General features: G+C 52.1%; 11 protein-coding genes. 6 read left to right on the top strand and 5 right to left on the bottom strand.

Annotated features, from left to right (window positions below; all coding sequences use genetic code 11):
• Positions 1-116: 116 nt before the first annotated feature.
• Genes N655_RS17380 through N655_RS0104955 form a run of 3 tightly spaced genes read right to left on the bottom strand, consistent with a single transcriptional unit; the run spans position 117 to position 2,919 of the window.
• A complete protein-coding gene (locus tag N655_RS17380) occupies positions 117-1,313 on the bottom strand; it encodes a DegT/DnrJ/EryC1/StrS family aminotransferase (RefSeq protein WP_044934004.1) in 1,197 nt (398 codons plus the stop codon).
• Positions 1,310-1,807 (bottom strand): acyltransferase, encoded by a 498-nt coding sequence (locus N655_RS0104960; RefSeq protein WP_026442098.1) that lies wholly within the window; start codon positions 1,805-1,807, stop codon positions 1,310-1,312. Before N655_RS0104960 ends, N655_RS17380 begins: the two co-directional genes overlap by 4 nt.
• Positions 1,804-2,919 (bottom strand): Gfo/Idh/MocA family protein, encoded by a 1,116-nt coding sequence (locus tag N655_RS0104955; RefSeq protein ID WP_238324496.1) that lies wholly within the window; start codon positions 2,917-2,919, stop codon positions 1,804-1,806. Before N655_RS0104955 ends, N655_RS0104960 begins: the two co-directional genes overlap by 4 nt.
• 334 nt (positions 2,920-3,253) lie before the next feature.
• Here N655_RS0104955 and wecB point away from each other — a divergent pair, with 334 nt between their 5' ends.
• The 4 genes from wecB (at position 3,254) to N655_RS0104935 (ending at position 13,360) form a co-directional block, all read left to right on the top strand.
• Positions 3,254-4,426 carry a non-hydrolyzing UDP-N-acetylglucosamine 2-epimerase gene (gene wecB / locus N655_RS17375; protein WP_044934002.1) on the top strand — a complete coding sequence of 391 codons (1,173 nt, stop codon included), beginning with the start codon at positions 3,254-3,256 and terminating at the stop codon, positions 4,424-4,426.
• A 23-nt stretch (positions 4,427-4,449) separates the two neighbouring features.
• Positions 4,450-5,784, top strand: a complete 1,335-nt coding sequence (locus N655_RS0104945) for a glycosyltransferase (RefSeq protein WP_155987515.1) — start codon at positions 4,450-4,452, stop codon at positions 5,782-5,784.
• A 41-nt stretch (positions 5,785-5,825) separates the two neighbouring features.
• Complete coding sequence (locus tag N655_RS17370) at positions 5,826-7,163, top strand: oligosaccharide flippase family protein (protein ID WP_162173490.1); 1,338 nt, start codon at positions 5,826-5,828, stop codon at positions 7,161-7,163.
• 167 nt (positions 7,164-7,330) lie between these two features.
• A complete protein-coding gene (locus tag N655_RS0104935) occupies positions 7,331-13,360 on the top strand; it encodes a DUF2341 domain-containing protein (RefSeq protein WP_026442095.1) in 6,030 nt (2,009 codons plus the stop codon).
• Positions 13,361-13,392: 32 nt separating this feature from the next.
• Here N655_RS0104935 and N655_RS17365 read toward each other — a convergent pair whose 3' ends face one another.
• Complete coding sequence (locus N655_RS17365; RefSeq protein ID WP_044934000.1) at positions 13,393-14,436, bottom strand: sigma 54-interacting transcriptional regulator; 1,044 nt, start codon at positions 14,434-14,436, stop codon at positions 13,393-13,395.
• A 455-nt stretch (positions 14,437-14,891) separates the two neighbouring features.
• Between N655_RS17365 and N655_RS17360 the strand changes: the two genes are divergently transcribed.
• Complete coding sequence (locus tag N655_RS17360; protein ID WP_049961254.1) at positions 14,892-16,337, top strand: sigma-54-dependent transcriptional regulator; 1,446 nt, start codon at positions 14,892-14,894, stop codon at positions 16,335-16,337.
• 77 nt (positions 16,338-16,414) lie between these two features.
• On the top strand, positions 16,415-16,861 hold the full coding sequence (locus N655_RS0104920; RefSeq protein ID WP_155987514.1) for a DUF6982 domain-containing protein: 447 nt from the start codon (positions 16,415-16,417) through the stop codon (positions 16,859-16,861).
• Here N655_RS0104920 and N655_RS20525 read toward each other — a convergent pair.
• A complete protein-coding gene (locus N655_RS20525; RefSeq protein WP_155987513.1) occupies positions 16,822-17,172 on the bottom strand; it encodes a hypothetical protein in 351 nt (116 codons plus the stop codon). The two genes, N655_RS0104920 and N655_RS20525, sit on opposite strands and share 40 nt — an antisense overlap.
• Between the last annotated feature and the right edge of the window lie 348 nt (positions 17,173-17,520).

The raw sequence follows: 17,520 nt of genomic DNA, 5'->3' as shown, positions 1-17,520 counted from the left end.
GTCACGGTCCACCATCATGGATTAGGAAGAGCAGGGGAAGGCACGGAAAAGAATTTCCTTCTGCTCGGAAGCTCACCTTAAAAGGGATGTGTTGGGGGAGAGATGGAATGCCTGTTTCAGACCGTAACAATCGCTTCTTCCATGGCACAAGACAATACCTGCGCAACGTATTCCTGGTCCTGTGAGGAAATGTTCGGATACATCGGCAAGGACAGAGTCATGGCAGCCGAAGCTTCTGTGACCGGAAGATCACCCTCCCCATACCCCAGAAAGGCATAGGCCGGCTGCAAGTGCAGGGGCACAGGATAATGAATGCCGGTACCGATGCCTTTCTTTGTCAGTTTCTGCTGAATGCTGTCGCGCTCTCTGGTATGAATGACGTAAAGGTGGTATACCGACAGGAAGTTCTCTCTTTCCAATGGAAGGAAAATTCCTTCGATCTCGGAAAGCAATTTGTCATAAACCTTGGCCGCCGCGCGGCGTTGTTCTGTCCATCGCGACAGGTGTTTTAGTTTCACGTCCAGGATACCTGCCTGGATGGAATCAAGGCGACCATTGTAGCCAATGGCTTCGTGAAAGTATTTGCGCGGCTGTCCATGGTCGCGCAGGATGCGTACCTTCCGTGCAATTTCCGGATCGTTGGTGGTAACAGCACCTGCTTCGCCGCAAGCGCCAAGATTTTTGCCTGGGTAAAAGCTGAACGCCGCCGCCCGGCCAATGGATCCCGCGGTCAGCCAGCGATTTTCCCGTTGGGAAAAATACTTTGCTCCGTGGGCCTGGCACGCATCTTCATAAACCTGCAGGCCAAACTCGTCCGCGATCTCCATAATGCTGTCCATATCGGCCATCTGGCCGTACAGGTGGACAGGAACAACAGCAGTTATGGGATTGCCAGTCCGTCGACTGAGTCGTTTTCCTGTCACCGGGTCCGAGGGACAGCTTTCAAGGTAGCGGCGCAGCTCTTGCGCATCCATGGTGTATGTGCCCTCTTCGATGTCCACGAATTCGGGAACGGCGCCAGCCTGGGTGATGGCTTCAGCGGTAGCGATAAAGGTGTTGGCTACGGTCAGCACCGTCTCGCCAGGATGGATGCCTCCGGCCAGAAACGCCAGAAGGAGCGCATCTGTTCCGCTGGCCACTCCTACACATTCGTTTGTCTGGCAGAATTCAGCGAAGTTTTTTTCAAAATTCTGGAGCGCGGCCCCCCCAATAAATCCGGCGGTGTGCAAAGCTTTCCGGAAGACATGGACCAGCTCTTCTTCGAGTTCCACATGAGGCGTTACCAGGTCAAGGAATGGAATGTTTCTGTTCATGGCATCAGGACCTTTTCTTCTTCGAGAGAGCGCATCACACGAGCGGGTACTCCGGCGACGATTGTGTTATCAGGGACATCTCGTGTAACTACGCTCCCAGCGCCGACGATTGCATTTTCACCAATAATGACCTGAGAAAGAATGGTGACGCCGGATCCGATCGAGGCGCCCTTTTTCACCAACGTTTTTTCCACCTTCCAGTCCTGTTCCGTCTGCAGTGAACCTTTTGCGTTTGTAGCACGAGGATAGGTGTCATTAATGAAGGCGACATTGTGTCCAATAAATACATTGTCTTCAATCACGACACCCTCACAGACAAAAGTGTGGCTTGAAATTTTACAGTTGCTGCCAATCTTTGCATTCTTCTGGACTTCAACAAAGGCGCCGATCTTTGTGTTGTTGCCAATTTCACAACCATAGAGGTTGATGAATTTCGACAGCTTAACGTCCTTCCCCAGTTTGACATCGGGGGCAATACAAACAAATTCGCTCATATTAACACCTGTGTTCCACGGCTTTTCAGCGATTCGTCAGCGGCCTGAAGCATTTTGACAATCCGTAGCCCTGAGTTCCCATCGTTGATGGGCTGCTTGTTTTCGCGAATGCACTCGTTGAAGTGCTCGATTTCCAGCTTGAGTGCTTCAGCGTTTTCCAGCTGCGGCGCCCACATATCGCCTGAGCGATAACTGACGAGCAGATCATAGATTCCCTCGCCTGTCCTCGTATGCTTGACTCCGCGGTCGTAGACCTTGATCTTCTCATCGGACTCAAGGTCATTCCAGATGAGCATCTTTTTATCCCCGCCAACAAGCGTCGTACGCACTTTTACTGGAGAAAGCCAATTGACATTGACATGGGCAATCAGTTTGTTTGGATAGTAGATCGTGACAAACGCCACATCTTCCACGCCATTTACATGTTTCTGTCCTGTGGCTACCACGGCCTCAGCGCGCTCCGGCAAAAGGTAATCCATAATGGCAAAATCGTGCGGAGCAAGGTCCCAGATCACATTGACATCATGCTGAAAGAGGCCAAGGTTTACACGCATGGCGTCGTAATAGTAGATATCACCGAGTTCGCGCGCTTCTATCAGCTGCTTGATCTTGCGTACAGCGGGGGTAAACAGAAAAGTATGGTCGACCATGATTTTCAGCCCCTTGCGCTCCGCAAGCTCAATCAGCTCTTCTGCCTGGGCCGAGTTGGACGTGAAAGGCTTTTCCACAAAAACGTGTTTTCCCTGCAACAGGGCCGCTTTCGCCAATTCATAGTGTGTCCAGACAGGAGTCACGACGGCGACCACATCAATGTGCGGAGAGCGAATCATTTCCATGACATCGGTGGATGCCTCCACATCCGGATGCCCCTTCATGACGCGGGCCAGGGCTTCCGGCCTGCGGTCACACACCATCGTGACCCGGGAGTGCTCCTGGGCACTAAAATTACGGACGATGTTTGGCCCCCAATATCCATAGCCAACCACTCCAACTCGCAGCACATCCGATTTGAGCGTGGAGTGGAGTGCAGTATTTGCCCACGGCATGGGCATAAGCAATGGCGCCTCTGTCATCACAGGACGCACATTCACTGTAACCGGTATCTCTCCCATCCTGCCTCCGGGGGGATGTCATCAAAAATTTCTGCATGTAACACAGCAATCCTGATGCCAAAGCATCATCCGGCATGGCTCCCGCAAGGTATCTGCTTCCTGCACTACACCTGTGCAAAGACTTGCGCATGAAGTGAACAAGCGCCAGCGATTTCCGGGAGAAAATCTTTTCCTTTTAGGTAAAGTCACTTCTTTCACAGATCTTTGGCAAACCCCTTCCTTTCAATGACAGCAAGGCGTCCTCTGCGATGCTGGTTGGAACAAGGTATCTGGGCGAAGCCTCTTTTTGCCTTGAAAACGGGTTTGGTCTGGAGAATGCAAGACAGCACTGCGTATGAAAGTGTCTGTCATTTTGGGGACGCGCCCCGAAGCCATTAAGCTAGCGCCCATCATCCTGGCGATGAAAGCAAACTGCGAGTACACATGCGATGTTTGTGTCACTGCGCAGCATCGCCAGATGCTCGACCAGGTGCTGGAAGTCTTTGGTATTACTCCAGATGCGGACCTGGACCTGATGACCGATGGCCAGACATTGAGCGGCCTGACGGCGCGCGCAATGACCGCGCTGGATGGGTATCTGGCGCGGGAGCGGCCAGACATTGTTCTTGTCCAGGGCGACACCACTACAGTCTTTACGGCTGCATTGGCTGCTTTCTATCACGGGATCCCGGTCGGGCATGTGGAGGCCGGTCTGCGCACCTGGAACCTCCGGTCTCCATGGCCAGAGGAGGCAAACCGTGTTCTTACAAGCCGTCTCGCCAAGCTGCATTTTGCCCCAACGGAGAGCGCGCGGCAGAATCTGCTGCGGGAGGGTGTTCCGGACAACGACATCTTTGTTACGGGAAATACTGTGATTGATGCTTTGTATCTTGCGGTGGACCGTGTACGAAGTTCTTTTCCTCAGGTGCCCGGTTTGTCCTCCGAACTCATTAGCCGGGAAACACCGCTCGTATTGATTACAGGACATCGACGGGAGAGTTTTGGAGAAAAACTCGAAGCCATTTGTGCGGCCATTCTTGAACTTGCCGAGGCATTTCCTGAGGTGCAGTTTGTGTATCCCGTTCACCTCAATCCGCAGGTGCGCGATACAGTGATGAGAATGCTGTCTGGATCCTCTTCTGGAAATATTCATCTCATTGCACCGCTTTCGTACCTCCCATTTGTAGCGTTGATGGAGCGTGCCACTCTTTTGATTACGGATTCAGGTGGCGTTCAGGAAGAAGCTCCGGCGCTGGGAAAACCTGTTTTAGTAACGCGCGACACAACGGAGCGCCCGGAAGCGCTGACGGGTGGAACGGTAAAACTTGTGGGCGCAGACCGCCAGGCCATCGTGCGCGAAGCGTCCAGGCTATTAAGCGATGCTGCATATTGTCATGCCATGTCGCGCATTTGCCTGCCTTATGGCGATGGCAAGGCGACGCAGAGGATTCTGGACGCGATTGCTGCGCGTTTTGATGTTGCACCGGTACAGCAGGAAGAACTTTTGCCTGTGGCGGTGGGCCAGTGACGACCTCTCGCAAACGTGTCCTGATGATTAGTCCTTTGTTTCCGCCCGCTGCGGATTCTGAGGCCTTCTGCGCAGGGAAGACTGCCCAGGCACTTCGGGATGCTGGCTGCGATGTGGAGGTAATTTCCTGTAGTAACTATCCAGGTGCAGTACGCAGAGACAATTCGCGTCTATGGAAGGAATTTTCTTCTTTTACCCATGACCTTCCACTTACGTCTGGAAGTTGGGTCAAGTCCATTCCATCTGTCCTGCGATTCGGAACGGTCTTCTTTTCCCGGTGGGTGCGCGATGTTGTCGACCTGGCTGAGCAGCTCCATGCAGCGAATCCATTCGATCTTGTGCAGTCTCGATCCCTACCGATGATTGCGCATGTTGCCGGATATCACGTATCGAAAAGATTGAGCATTCCATGGAATGCAAACATCAATGATCCGTGGGACTTTCACTTGTTTCCCGATGCGATGCGGAGAAATCGACTGCACCGGTATATCCATGCAGTGCGTGCTCTTTTGTATTTTCAACGTGTTGAAGTCATTTCAAACTACTGGATGCGAAAAACATTTCGCAATTCGGATCTCGTCACATATTGTTCCTCTCGACTCCGCAATTATCATCTGGCGTTGGCAGATATTCCGCATCGGAGTACTGTTCTGCCGCACATCGGTTGGAGCCTTCCTTCCCGCCCAGGCCAGGGATTGCATCTTGTTCATGCAGGAAAGCTGGGCGCCAATGAGTTTACTGGCCGCTCGACTCGGACGCTTCTCCATGGAATGGCTGCATTCGTCCAGAAGCATCAACCCAGGCCATCCGAATTCTTTCTTACCTTGGTGGGCCCGGAAGACCCAGAAACAGCGAATCTGGTCCGCATGCTTGGACTGCAGGAGTTTGTGCATAGCGTCGGCCCGGTGAGTTACGAAGAAAGCCTGCGTTGGATCGCCAGCGCTACAGTATGTGTTCTGGTTGAGGCCCGCATGGAAGAGGGAATCTTTTTCCCTTCCAAGTGTGCTGACTATATCGCTGCAGGAAAGCCAATTCTGACGTTCAGTCCGGAAAAAGGGGTCGTTGCAGACCTGGCCGCCTTCGGTACAGGATTCACGCAAATCCGGGAAGGCGACAGTGATCGGCTGGTAGCGGTTTTCGAAGGCCTCAGTCTGGCGCAGCAAAATGGAACACTTGAGCAGCTTGCTCCTCATGAAGCATTGCGGCAATTGTGTTCTTCACACGAGGTTGCTCAAGCATTTCTGGAGGCAACTCGGCGTGCGCTTCTCAAGGTAGAGGAAAAAACGGCGACCAGATTTCCGCTATGGGAAAAAACTTTCACATCGCAACAGGCAGAAACCAGTAGCGCACACAAATGAAACAGCTCCTTTACTTCGTTTCCCGACCGGTTCAGCAATGGATGAGTCATAATCCTCTGGGGCGGCGTCTTGCGCATGGCGCGTTCTGGACGCTCCTCGGTACCGTTGCCTCACGTGTCCTTGCGATTCCGGTTTCTGTAATTCTTGCCCGGTGGATGGGGCCGTCGCACTATGGCGAGCTTGGCGTCATCAACAACAGCGTGGATCTTTTTATTGTATTTGCGGGGTTCGGACTGGGGCTGACCGCGACAAAACATGTGGCCGAACTGCGGGCCACAGACCCAGAACGTGCAGGGCGGATATTGGCGCTCTCCACTGTAACTGCGGGATTTACCGCGACCATTACGGCCATCGTGCTCTATGTGGCCGCGCCGTATCTGGCAGCCCATACGCTGAACGCTCCACAGCTCACAGGATCGCTGCGCATCGGTTCTTTGATTCTGCTGCTGGCCGCCATCAATGGAGCCCAACAGGGCGCTCTTTACGGGTTTGAGGCGTTTCGCACAACCGCAAAGATACAGGCGATTGTAGGTCTTTTAAACCTTCCGTTCAGCCTGATTGGCTATTGGGCCGATGGGCTGAACGGCGTACTTTGGGGTATGGTGGCCAGCCGCGGTGCAGACTGGTTTCTCCGTCGTCTTGCTTTGCTTGAGGAGTCGCGCAAGAGCGGTGTTCCGCTTCGCCTGCAGGGTTGGACACAGGAGCTCCATGTTCTATGGAAGTACAGCGTTCCGGCGCTTTTATCGGGTGTCATGGTTGCACCAGTGAACTGGATCTGTGCTGCGATGCTGGTAAACCAGCCCAAAGGTTATGCGCAAATGGGCATCTATAACGCTGCGAACCAGTGGTACGGTGCTTTGCTTTTTCTGCCGACTGTCCTTGGCAGTGGATTATTGCCGCTGCTCTCTGAGCGCATGGGAAACAAAGACAGCCATTCTTCGGGAAAAGTTTTGCTCTTTATGCTGCGTCTGAATGCGGTGATTGTGCTGCCTGCGGCATTCCTGGGCTCGGCCCTGAGTCCATGGATCATGCGACTTTACGGACCGGCGTATGCACATGGTTGGTCCACGCTTGTTGCGGTCCTGTTTACCGCCGCCATTTTTGCTGTGCTCATTCCGGTTGGAGATGTCATCGCGGCATCCGGGCGCATGTGGACGGGCATGGTCATGAATGCCGGCTGGGCTGCAGTGTTTATTGCGAGCACCCTGCTGCTTGTCCATCGTGGGGCCTTCGGACTTGGGCTTGCAAGGCTCCTGGCCTACTTGGCACATGCCACTTGGACCATAGCGTTTGCATGGCTCTTGATTGCGCGCGCGAAATCCGCAGAGCGGAAACAGATGTCTTCTTCCATTGTCCCTGCCGAGACAAGCGCGATCTAGATCCACCAAAACAGACACCTGTTCCACGGATGTGAAAAGTCTTGCGCATCAAGACTTGCTGTGCAGATGTCTTAAGCCACTTTGGGGCCGGGGAGCAAATGGCATTTCACATGCAAGCTTGTCCCTGCAGGATGGGGCCAGTTGTCTGTTTCTGACTGGAAAAAAGAATGAAGAGAAACCTGATATTCGCAATCGCACTTTGTATCGTCGTTCTGCGCCCGGCGCACGCCCAGAACGCAGCCTGGATGGATCCTGCCTGGTTGTACCGTAACCCAGTCACCATCAATAACTCCAGCGGGAACGTACTTTCACAATTTCAGGTCAACATCAACCTGGGCAGCGAGACGAATTTTTCAGCGGCGAAAAGCGACGGCTCTGATCTTCGAGTGACTGCAAGCGATGGCGTGACGCAGCTTCCATTCTGGATTGAGAGTTGGAATGCGGCTTCCTCGAAGGCCAGCATCTGGGTCAAGGTGCCGAATCTTCCAACCACAGGTACCACTCTTTTTATCTATTACGGGAACCCTAATGCAGCCACGGCCTCTAACGGCAACAATGTGTTTGAGTTCTTTGATGATTTTGAAACTCCTTATGGCACGCAGACGGGATATTTTGCCCAGAGCAGTCCCACTACTGTTATGGTGCAGGACCAAACCTGGGAGGCCAATCCTCCGCACACCCTGAGCGTGGTACAGGCAAACCAAAATGGCTACACTTATTCGGGTTACTATGGCACTTACCAATGCGACGGAATTGGTATTGCTTACAGTAATGACCTTACCCACTGGACAAAGTACACCGGTAACCCGCTTATCAGCGGCGGCCGCTGGCCGACCGTGCAGCTGGTCAACGGTGTCTACTACATGCTGTATGAAAAGAACTTCTGCACCAGCAGCAGTTATATCGAGCTTGCTACCAGCACCGATGGACTCCATTTCACCGATGTGAAGCCCATTGTGAAGGCGCAATCTGGTTTAAGAAACCAGAATCCGAATCTGTTTTTTAATCCGAACGACAATCTTTGGTATTTGTACTACTATCATGGCGACGATTCATCCAACTTCAACATTTATGTAAGGAGCGCGTCTTCGATTACAGCGCTGGACACGGCTGCAACCTCGACTGTGCTGAGCTCAAAGGCGAAGATGGCTGCTCCCAGCATGTTCTACTACAACGGAAAATATTATCTTTCCACTGAGGGGACAGATCCCACGCAGCAGTGGGTCACGAATGTTTATTCAAGTAGCTCCCCGAAGTCCGGATTTACACTCGTTCCCGGAAATCCCGTCCTGGCCAATGGTGGGGCCTGCATGTTCCAGCAGGCTTTCGGAAGCACACTTTATAACTACAACTGCCAGCAGACAAATGGCGTTTGGACACTGCAATTGCGCACTGCAAGTCTTTCTGCCGGACCGCAGGCCTTCGGAACCTTTAACCCTTCCAAATGGAAGGTCAGCGGGGGTGGCGTCTGGGCAATTGTTCCTGCCACGCAGCCGGATGGAACACAGGGACATGTAGCGCAGGCGCAAACCTCATCCAGGCAGGTCCTGGTCACATCGAATTATTCCGCAGGTGATTATGTCGTGCAGGCCAGCGGCAGGGAAATTCTGGGAGATGTATGGGGAGTGGGGGTCCATGCGACGGCCTGGTCCAACTTGTATTCCGTCAATCTCTATGGAGATATGAATGGCGGCTACAACCTCTATTCGTATGGATGGTTTAACAACACCAGCGATATTGCCAACATGCAGGTGCTGCAGCTACAGGCAGGCAATATCCAGCCGAATACCTGGTACAAGATAGTTACCAAGGTCCATCAGGGAACAATTGAAGTAGACACAAACGGCCAAAGTGCGCAGGGTTCAAGTTCTACTCTGGCCACTGGTGGCGTGGCCCTTTATGCCGAAGCTGGTTCGAATGCGGAGTGGGACAATCTGCTGGTAAGAAAATATGCGGTCGTGGATCCAACTGCGTCTGTTGGGCAAGCTACTCAGGCGGGAATTTCCTCTCTGACCGTTTCTCCATCTTCTGTGCTGGGTGGTGCAACCTCGCAGGGAACAGTCACTCTGGCGATTGCCGCGCCTGCAGGCGGAGCAGTTGTTTCTCTATCCAGTACTTCTTCTTCTGCATCGGTGCCTGCCAGCGTAACGGTGCCTGCTGGCGCAACCTCTGCATCGTTTCAGATAACGACTACGTCTGTTGCCACGACAACTTCTGCAACCATTTCCGCAACCTATGGAAGCTCCGGTCAGACGGCAACACTCTCCATCAATCCATATCTCTCATCCGTGTCGATTTCGCCCTCTACCGTGCAGGGAGGAAGTCCTTCCCAGGGGACTGTTACGCTCTACGCACCTGCGCCCTCAGGCGGCGCGACGATAACTCTTTCGAGCGGCAATTCCGTTGCGTCAGTTCCGGCAAGCATCATGATTCCAGCCGGACAAACCTCAGGTGTCTTTCCGATTAACACAAGCGCGGTGAACACAACCACTGCGGCACAGATAACTGCCAGTTATTCGGGAGCAAGCGTCAGTTCGACCCTGACCATCCAGCCTCCGCTGTCATCGTTTGTCATCGCTCCATCGTCGATCCTTGCCGGCGCAACAACCCAAGGGACGATAACTCTTGGCAGTCCGGCTCCATCAACAGGAGCAACCGTTTCTCTAAGCAGTAATAACGCCGCAGCAAGTGTGCCTGCTGCGGTTACGGTCCCGGCAGGTGCGTCTTCAGCTAACTTTACAATCAGCGGCGGACCCACGGCTGTGAGCGTTCTTGCTACGATCACAGCTTCTTACATGGGCAGTACCCAGACAGCATCTATTACAGTGCTGCCCGTGCTGGCGTCGCTTTCCTTGAGCCAGAATAATATTTTTGGTGGAAATACCACGCAGGGAACGGTGACGCTCAATGGGGCAGCACCCAGCGGTGGTACAGTAGTGAATCTGTCGAGTGACAACAGTGCTGCATCTGTTCCTGCAACTGTGGCGATTGCAGCCGGGGCCACAAGCGCAACCTTTACGGTAACGACAACAACGGTCTCTGCCAATACGACAGCCAATATCATAGCTTCCAGTCTGGGGTCGTCAAGTACGGCCAGCCTTACGATTGCTCCGGCCTCAGGGAACTGGTTCTCGCCTTCCTGGCAATATCGCAGTGCCGTGACAATCACGAACTCGAACGGATCGACGCTCTCCAACTTCCAGGTAAAGGTGCAGCTTGGTTCGAACTTTGACTTTACGAAGGCAGCAGCGAACGGTGCGGACATCCGCTTTACGGCATCGGACGGGCTGACGGCAATCCCGTTCTGGATTGAGAGCTGGAATAGTACGAGTGCGGTCCTCTGGGTCAATGTGCCTTCAATCCCCACTACAGGGACAACCATTTTCATGTACTATGGCAATCCCTCGGCAACCACGGCATCTAATGGCCCTGCAACCTTTCTCTTCTTTGATGATTTCAGTGAAGGCAATATCAATTCGAGCAACTGGACTGCTTCCGGCGGAACATGGTCCGTTGTTTCCGATACAAATGAAAATGGCGTAATGTCCTCCGTAGCCCAGGGAATTACTACGAACCGGCAAATTCTTTACTCGACGTATTCCGGAACGAATTATGTTGCGGACGTTTTTGGCAAGCAGACCGCAGGGCGCGTCTGGGGACTCGGTGTTCGCGCCACCAATGGCTCGAATCTGTACTCAATCAATCTCTATGATGACCTGAATGGCGGTACAAATCTGTATGCCTATAGCTGGGTAAACAATTCAGGGGGAAATGCTACAGCGACCCTGGGTGGCGGCAATGCGGGAACGATCACTGCAAACACGTGGAACCGTCTCACCGCAAAAGTACACGGAAACGTGATCGACATCCTTGCGAATAATGTCCCGGTTGTTTCCGTAACAGATAGTTCCAATGCATTACCTTCAGGCGGAATCGCGCTGTATGGCGAAACTGGTTCCACCGCCGAATTTGAAAATGTACTCGTGAGGCAGTACGCTGCTACCGAGCCAGCCACAAGCGTAGGCCCAATCACAACCCAGGGCGGAGGAACCATTGGAGGCGGCGGTGGCAATGCTCGCGTCTATCGCATTTGTCTTACCCAGGCTGAGGTCAACGGTGGAGCAGCTTCGCCGGCCACCTGTACTCTGCCCAGCGGAGTAACTGTACCTGCCGGACACGGCGTGGTGGTCTTCGTCTCGTTCCCCAGCACAACAACCATTGCCACCAATGCTGTGTCAGACACAGAAGGCAATACCTATACTTACCTGACAACACAGCAGGACGAAGGCACAGCAGACACAATCTGGGCCTGGTCCTCGGTGCTCAAAAATCCCCTGAATGCGGGAGACATCATTACATTGGTGCCGCCACAATTCTGGGGTGCATGGAATCTCTATGTTTATGATATCGGTCCGGTAACCGCAACAGATACCTATGCTGCCGATCCCCTTTACTACAACACGTCCTGGACACTTGGTCCCACTTCCGCCACTACAGGGACCAAAGACGTCTGCATTGGTGCCGCTGGTGTAAATCAAGTGCCCACGCCTCCGATATCAGACTTCTCGGTTACAAATAACTTCACGCTGCTCGATGTTACAAACTTCCATAATCCACAAAGTGCGAATTATCCAGGTAAAAACCTGGTGACGATGTGGGGTGAGGTCCCATCCGGAACGCAGGCCTCAACGACGCTGACCAGTACAATCGGCCCTGACACGGGAGCCGCAATTCTGGGTTGCTGGATAGAAGCATCCACCACGCAACAATCTCAGACGCAAGCAAAACTTCAATTGCAACCAAGCGCAGTCAACTTCCCCGCTACAGTTATCGGCAACACAACACCTACACAGACTGTCACCGTCGCGAATGTAGGAAATAGCAGTGCAACATTGCAATCGTCCACTGTCAGCGGTGATTTCACAATTAGCGGGAACACCTGCGGAACGTCCGTAGCGCCGAGCGCCAGTTGTACGGTCGCAGTTGCTTTTGCTCCGAAACTCTCCGGAACGCGGACAGGAACATTAAGCATCCAGGATGCGGAAGGTAGCCATCTGGTAGCGCTTTCTGGAAATGGTTTGACGCAGGCAACGGCAGATCTCTCGGCATCCATGCTGACCTTTCCCTCTCCTGTAATCGTTGGAAATAAGAGCACGTCCCAGGTATTGACGTTGACTAATAATGGTGATGCGTCACTGGAGCAGGTGACCGTTAGCCTCTCCGGAGATTTCACCATGGACAATGGTTGCGCTCCACAACTTGCAGGCCATACGTCCTGTCCGGTGTCGGTAACTTTTGTTCCGACACATAGTGGTGTAGAAGAGGGAGTGCTTCAGGTAAGTACAGTCTTTGGTGCCCAGGAAGTCAGGCTTTCCGGCACAGGGCTTTCTCCGCCACTCCTTTCGCTGAGTTCAACTCTCTCAGGTTTTGGCGGACAAGGAATTAATACAACCAGTAGCCCCCAACAGATTACCCTGGTCAACAACGGAGGCGCCCCAGTTACGGCGCTGAGTTTTACGATAAGTGGCGATTTTGCGGTTGCCAGCAATACATGCCCCGCAGGAAGCTCACTGGCAGTGAGCAGCTCCTGCATCCTGGGTATTACTTTTACTCCAACACAAACAGGAAGCCGTACCGGAATGCTGACCGTATCCGGCACTAATCTAGCCTCATCTTTGGTCGTACCGCTTCAAGGCACAGGGGTTGATTTTCTGCTTGCCGTCATTGGCCAATCTTCGCAAATCTTGACCAGCGGTCAGGCTGCAAATTATCAATTGCAATTTACGTTTGTAGGCGCATCGAATGATAAGCCGAGTTTTACTTGCTCTGGCCTTCCGAAAAATACAATTTGTACTGTGCAGCAGCTAGGGAGTGCGGCGGCCTCCGCGAATGGGCAAACCTTTAATGCGGTTGTGAGTATTGGTCCTCAATCGACTGCAAGATCTTTTGAGACGACCGCATTCAGTCTGGCAGTCTTTCTCCCATTTCTCACAGGGTTGAAACGGCGCCGCTATCTTATGCGCACCATGTTATTTTGCCTGGTCTCTGGGATATTGTTAGCATCCCTGGCCTGTGGTATTCAGCCCGGAAGCTTTACAGCGCCAGCAGGGTTGCAGGCCGGCACTTACACAGTCCAGATCCATGCGACGCTGGATGGTCTGACGAAAAGTGTGCCTGTCACATTGATTGTGCGATAGCAAATCCCTTTCGAAAAGAAGAAGGCGTAAATTTATGCAGGATCTGCCTGCTGTGTATCTCTTGCACGCAAAGGCGGAACGTTCATTTCTCGGATTTTATACATGAGTGATCGATAACTGATTTTGAGTATGCGTGCAGCTTTTTTGCGGTTCCAGTTATTAGCTGCCAATACTTGAAGGATAAGTTTTCGCTCTAATTCCTGTACGGTCTGCCGGGTAATCCGCTTTAGCGAAAAGTCAGCATCAAAAGATGGAGCTGCGGCAAAGAACGGAGCATTTCCCCGGGTCAGATCATCCAGAATGGCATCTTCCTGTCCGAAGATGATGTACCTGCGGACCACATTTTCTAGCTCGCGAATGTTTCCATACCAGGGGTAGTCCATCATTGCCTGCATTGCAGAAGATGACAGAGGTCGGGCTGCACAATTGAGTGCCTCGCCATGATGCGCCATAAGAAAATCGATCATCCGCGGAATATCTTCTTTACGCTCGCGTAGAGGTGGTAGTGAGATTGTGACGCCATCCAACCGGTACAGAAGGTCCTCGCGAAATGTTCCGGCGACAACATCTTCTTCCAGGTTGTGGTTCGATGCGGAGATAATACGGGTAGGGAACTGCTTTTCCGCCCTTTCTCCGGTACGGCAAACACTCCCATCCTGGAGTAGTTCAAGCAATCTGGCTTGTAAATCAGTATCCAGATCTCCGATTTCATCGAGAAACAAAGTCCCGGGTGGAGAATCTTCTGAGTTTTCAGATGAACTGGAAAGAACACCGGGCCAGGTGCCACGCACATTGCCTGGGAAGTCGCTTTCGAGCAGTGTGGCGGAAATTGCTGGGCAGTTTATTTTTACAAAGGCCCCTGGCTTCCCTGGAGAAATCATATGTAAAAGACGCGCGATTACTTCTTTGCCAGTTCCGCTCTCTCCACGAATCAGTACGGGGATATTTGTTTCAGCAATGCGCACCAGCTTGCTCCGCAGTGCTTTCATCACGGCACTCTCGCCAAAAATGACGTCTGGTGGCGGTAGCTTCCATTCGGCCGAGAGTAAGGAGATCGTATCGAGTTCCAGGTGCATAGTGTTTCAGAATAGTTGTGCATTTCTCTGGCCAAATCTTGCGGCTTGCAGCAGCTACGATGAGTAATAAGTGCTGATACAAATAAGAAGAAAGTACTATATCTTGAGTCATATGTTCGGTTCTGCAACACTTATTCAAAAATCGTTTGTGTAAATACTTTTTCATTTGACATGCAAAATTTTGCTTTTGTATAGTCGTTCCTGTTGTACCTTTCCCCTAAAGTATGAAAGTGGCGCTGGAGCGCACCGATGAGAGTGCGTCTGGCAGCAAAAATCCCTCCCCGTAGTTGCCGTAACGATGTTTGATCGGGAAACACTATTTGGCAAGCAATTCATGGTGCGCTTCCATTAAGGGTGTTCCTGAACACGAGCAGGGATATAACTGGTGTCTGCCACCATGGACCAGACACGCAGTATTTCATGGAAGAAATCCGTATCGCCTTGGAGAAACGAACATGGCAACCGTACAAGCTCTGCCGCCTGCCAATCCAGGTTTTCATTCTGGCCTTAACTCTGGACTCAATGGCGCCCAGATATTTCTGGTCGATCAGCCAGGAGTATTGGAACATCTACGCTCACTTCTTGCCGGCGAAGCCTGCCGGGTCACCGGAGCTTCCCGAAGCGAGGAAGCATTGGCAAAACTCAAGAGCGGTCCTCGACCGGACGCGATTCTTATTGACGCGCACTTGCAAGGGCAAGATGGGCTTGCTTTTTTATCAATGGTGCGCGAGATCTATCCGAGCGTTCCCTGTGTCATTATGTCGTGCTCTTATGACCCGCGCCTAATTGTTGATGCCATGCGACGCGGGGCACTCGACGTCATTCTGAAGCCACTGTTCAAGAACGATGTGGTCGAAACGCTCCGTCGCTGTGTTCAAATCGTGGATTGCTCTCTGGAAAACCAGGCGCGCGAGGTCCCCCTGGCTGACGGTAATTCTTTTGTATTTGCCAGCGAGCGCATGAGGACGGTGTTTTCTCAATGCACAACCATTGCTCGCGTGGATCTGCCAGTGCTCATTTTGGGAGAGAGCGGTACGGGCAAAGAAGTTTTGGCCCAGTTTATTCATAAGATGTCACCCGCGGCCCATCGAACCTTTCTCAAGGTCAACTGCGCCGCAATGCCAGCAGACCTTCTGGAAAGCGAGTTGTTCGGCTATGAGCAGGGTGCATTTACGGGCGCTGTAAAAGCGAAGCCAGGAAAATTTGAACTTTGCAACAACGGCACTATTTTTCTTGATGAAATTGGTGAAATGCCTCCTGCGCTTCAGGCCAAGCTTTTGCATGTATTGCAGGACGGCAGCTTTTCCCGGTTAGGCGGGCGCACCACAATCAAAGTCAACGTGCGAGTGGTAGCGGCCACAAATATTGATATGAAGGTGGCCATTGCGGAACGCCGCTTCCGGGAAGATCTTTTCTATCGGTTGAACGGTTTTTCTCTTCACTTGCCACCCTTGCGCGAGCGGAGAGAAGAAATTCCCATCCTGATTCGCCACTTTGTACGCAAGCTGTCGGACAAGTATGGACAAAAGTCTTTGACGCTTTCCGATGAAATGCTGCGTGCCTGTAAGAGTTATCCCTGGCCTGGAAACCTGCGGGAATTGGAAAACTTTGTTAAGCGCCTTCTTGTCTTGGGCGATGAGCAGATGATGATGGCCGAATTGCGCGGAGATCGCAGGTCTTTCCCTAGTGCAAATCAGAGTGCTGATACAACTGCGATGAGCCTGAAAAAGCTCGTACGCCGTGTGAAGGCCGATGCAGAAGCCGAAGCCATCGTGGCGGCCCTCGATCGCAACAACTGGAGCAGACGCCAGGCGGCAGCAGAATTGAAGATCAGTTACAAAGCGCTCTTGTATAAGATCCGGGACTATGGTCTCTCTGAACCTCAATCCATAAGGGCATAAAGATGAAAACAGAGGCAGAAGATACAGCATCCAGGCATGTAAAAGAGAAAAGAAATTCAAAATCGGAAGAAAAGGTAGTGGTCCATCTAGAAGGTGGGCAGATTGTAAAAGGTTTCCTGCCTGTCGAAGATCCGAAAGACCTGCAATCTGTACTGGAAAGGCCTCGGCAGAATTTTCAGGAAACGATCACTGTTTTTTCTTCAGAAGACAGAAGCCCCGTGCAGGTAGACCTTTCTAGCATCAAGGCCATGTTTTTTGTGAATTCCTTCACGGGAAACAGCGAGCGTAACAATTTGCGCTACTATATTCACGGTCCAGAGGTCGGGGCCATCTGGGTGGAAGTCCAATTCAAGGATGATGAGATTATGGAGGGCACAGTACACAACTCCATCCATCATTTAATTGCAGATGGGTTCTTTCTGCATCCATCGGATCCTGGCAGCAACAACAGGCTTGTCTATATTCCGAAAAGCGCGATCAAGGATTATCGCGTTCTGGGCGTTCGTACATTGGCAAACGGATAATGAGAAGCGGCCCTCGTCAAAGGTGCCGCTTCGTCAATTTCCATCTCAACATAGAAATTTCTGGCCGAAATGGTCTCAATGTCCAGAATCCTTCCTGAGCCGGCAATGTTGATCGTAGGCTCCATCGTAAGTTCAGGAGGAATACTCACGACAAAAACAACATCTCCTTGCTTCATCTGGCAATTCGTGTAGAAGAAGAGTTTTCTCCCCCGTACTTCTGCGATCACCCCCTCAAGGACAGGACCATCGTCAGGAAACCGAAGTTCAATCGGCATTCTTGCAGGAAACAAGCTGGGATCCGTTTCGCGCATGATTACTTTCTCTCTTTCAGGGCGAAACAGAAAAACAGCGTCTGCATCACGTACTTTGGTCGATGGATTGTATTTTTCATCTGTTTGGGGACGGACCTCTTACTCCTGGGTGAAATGAAGCCTGTTTCTTACATTGCAAACCGAATGCCGAAAGGCGAGATCCGCAAATTTAAGTTTTGGGCCAACGCATGAAGAGGGACGGCCTTTCTCGTGGCGGCAACGTGCTGCCGCCTTTGTGAAAAGTTTTTCTCAAAGGGAAAATCATTTGTGGCCTGTGGGTCATTATGCCGTCTCGCCTGTATTTCAAGGCAAAATTCCTACCGCAAGGTGCGGGTTATTTGTTGTTCC

This window comes from Pseudacidobacterium ailaaui (genome assembly GCF_000688455.1).
In the GTDB taxonomy this organism is placed as follows: Bacteria; Acidobacteriota; Terriglobia; order Terriglobales; family Acidobacteriaceae; genus Pseudacidobacterium; species Pseudacidobacterium ailaaui.
This window is presented reverse-complemented; position numbering and strand designations above follow the sequence as displayed.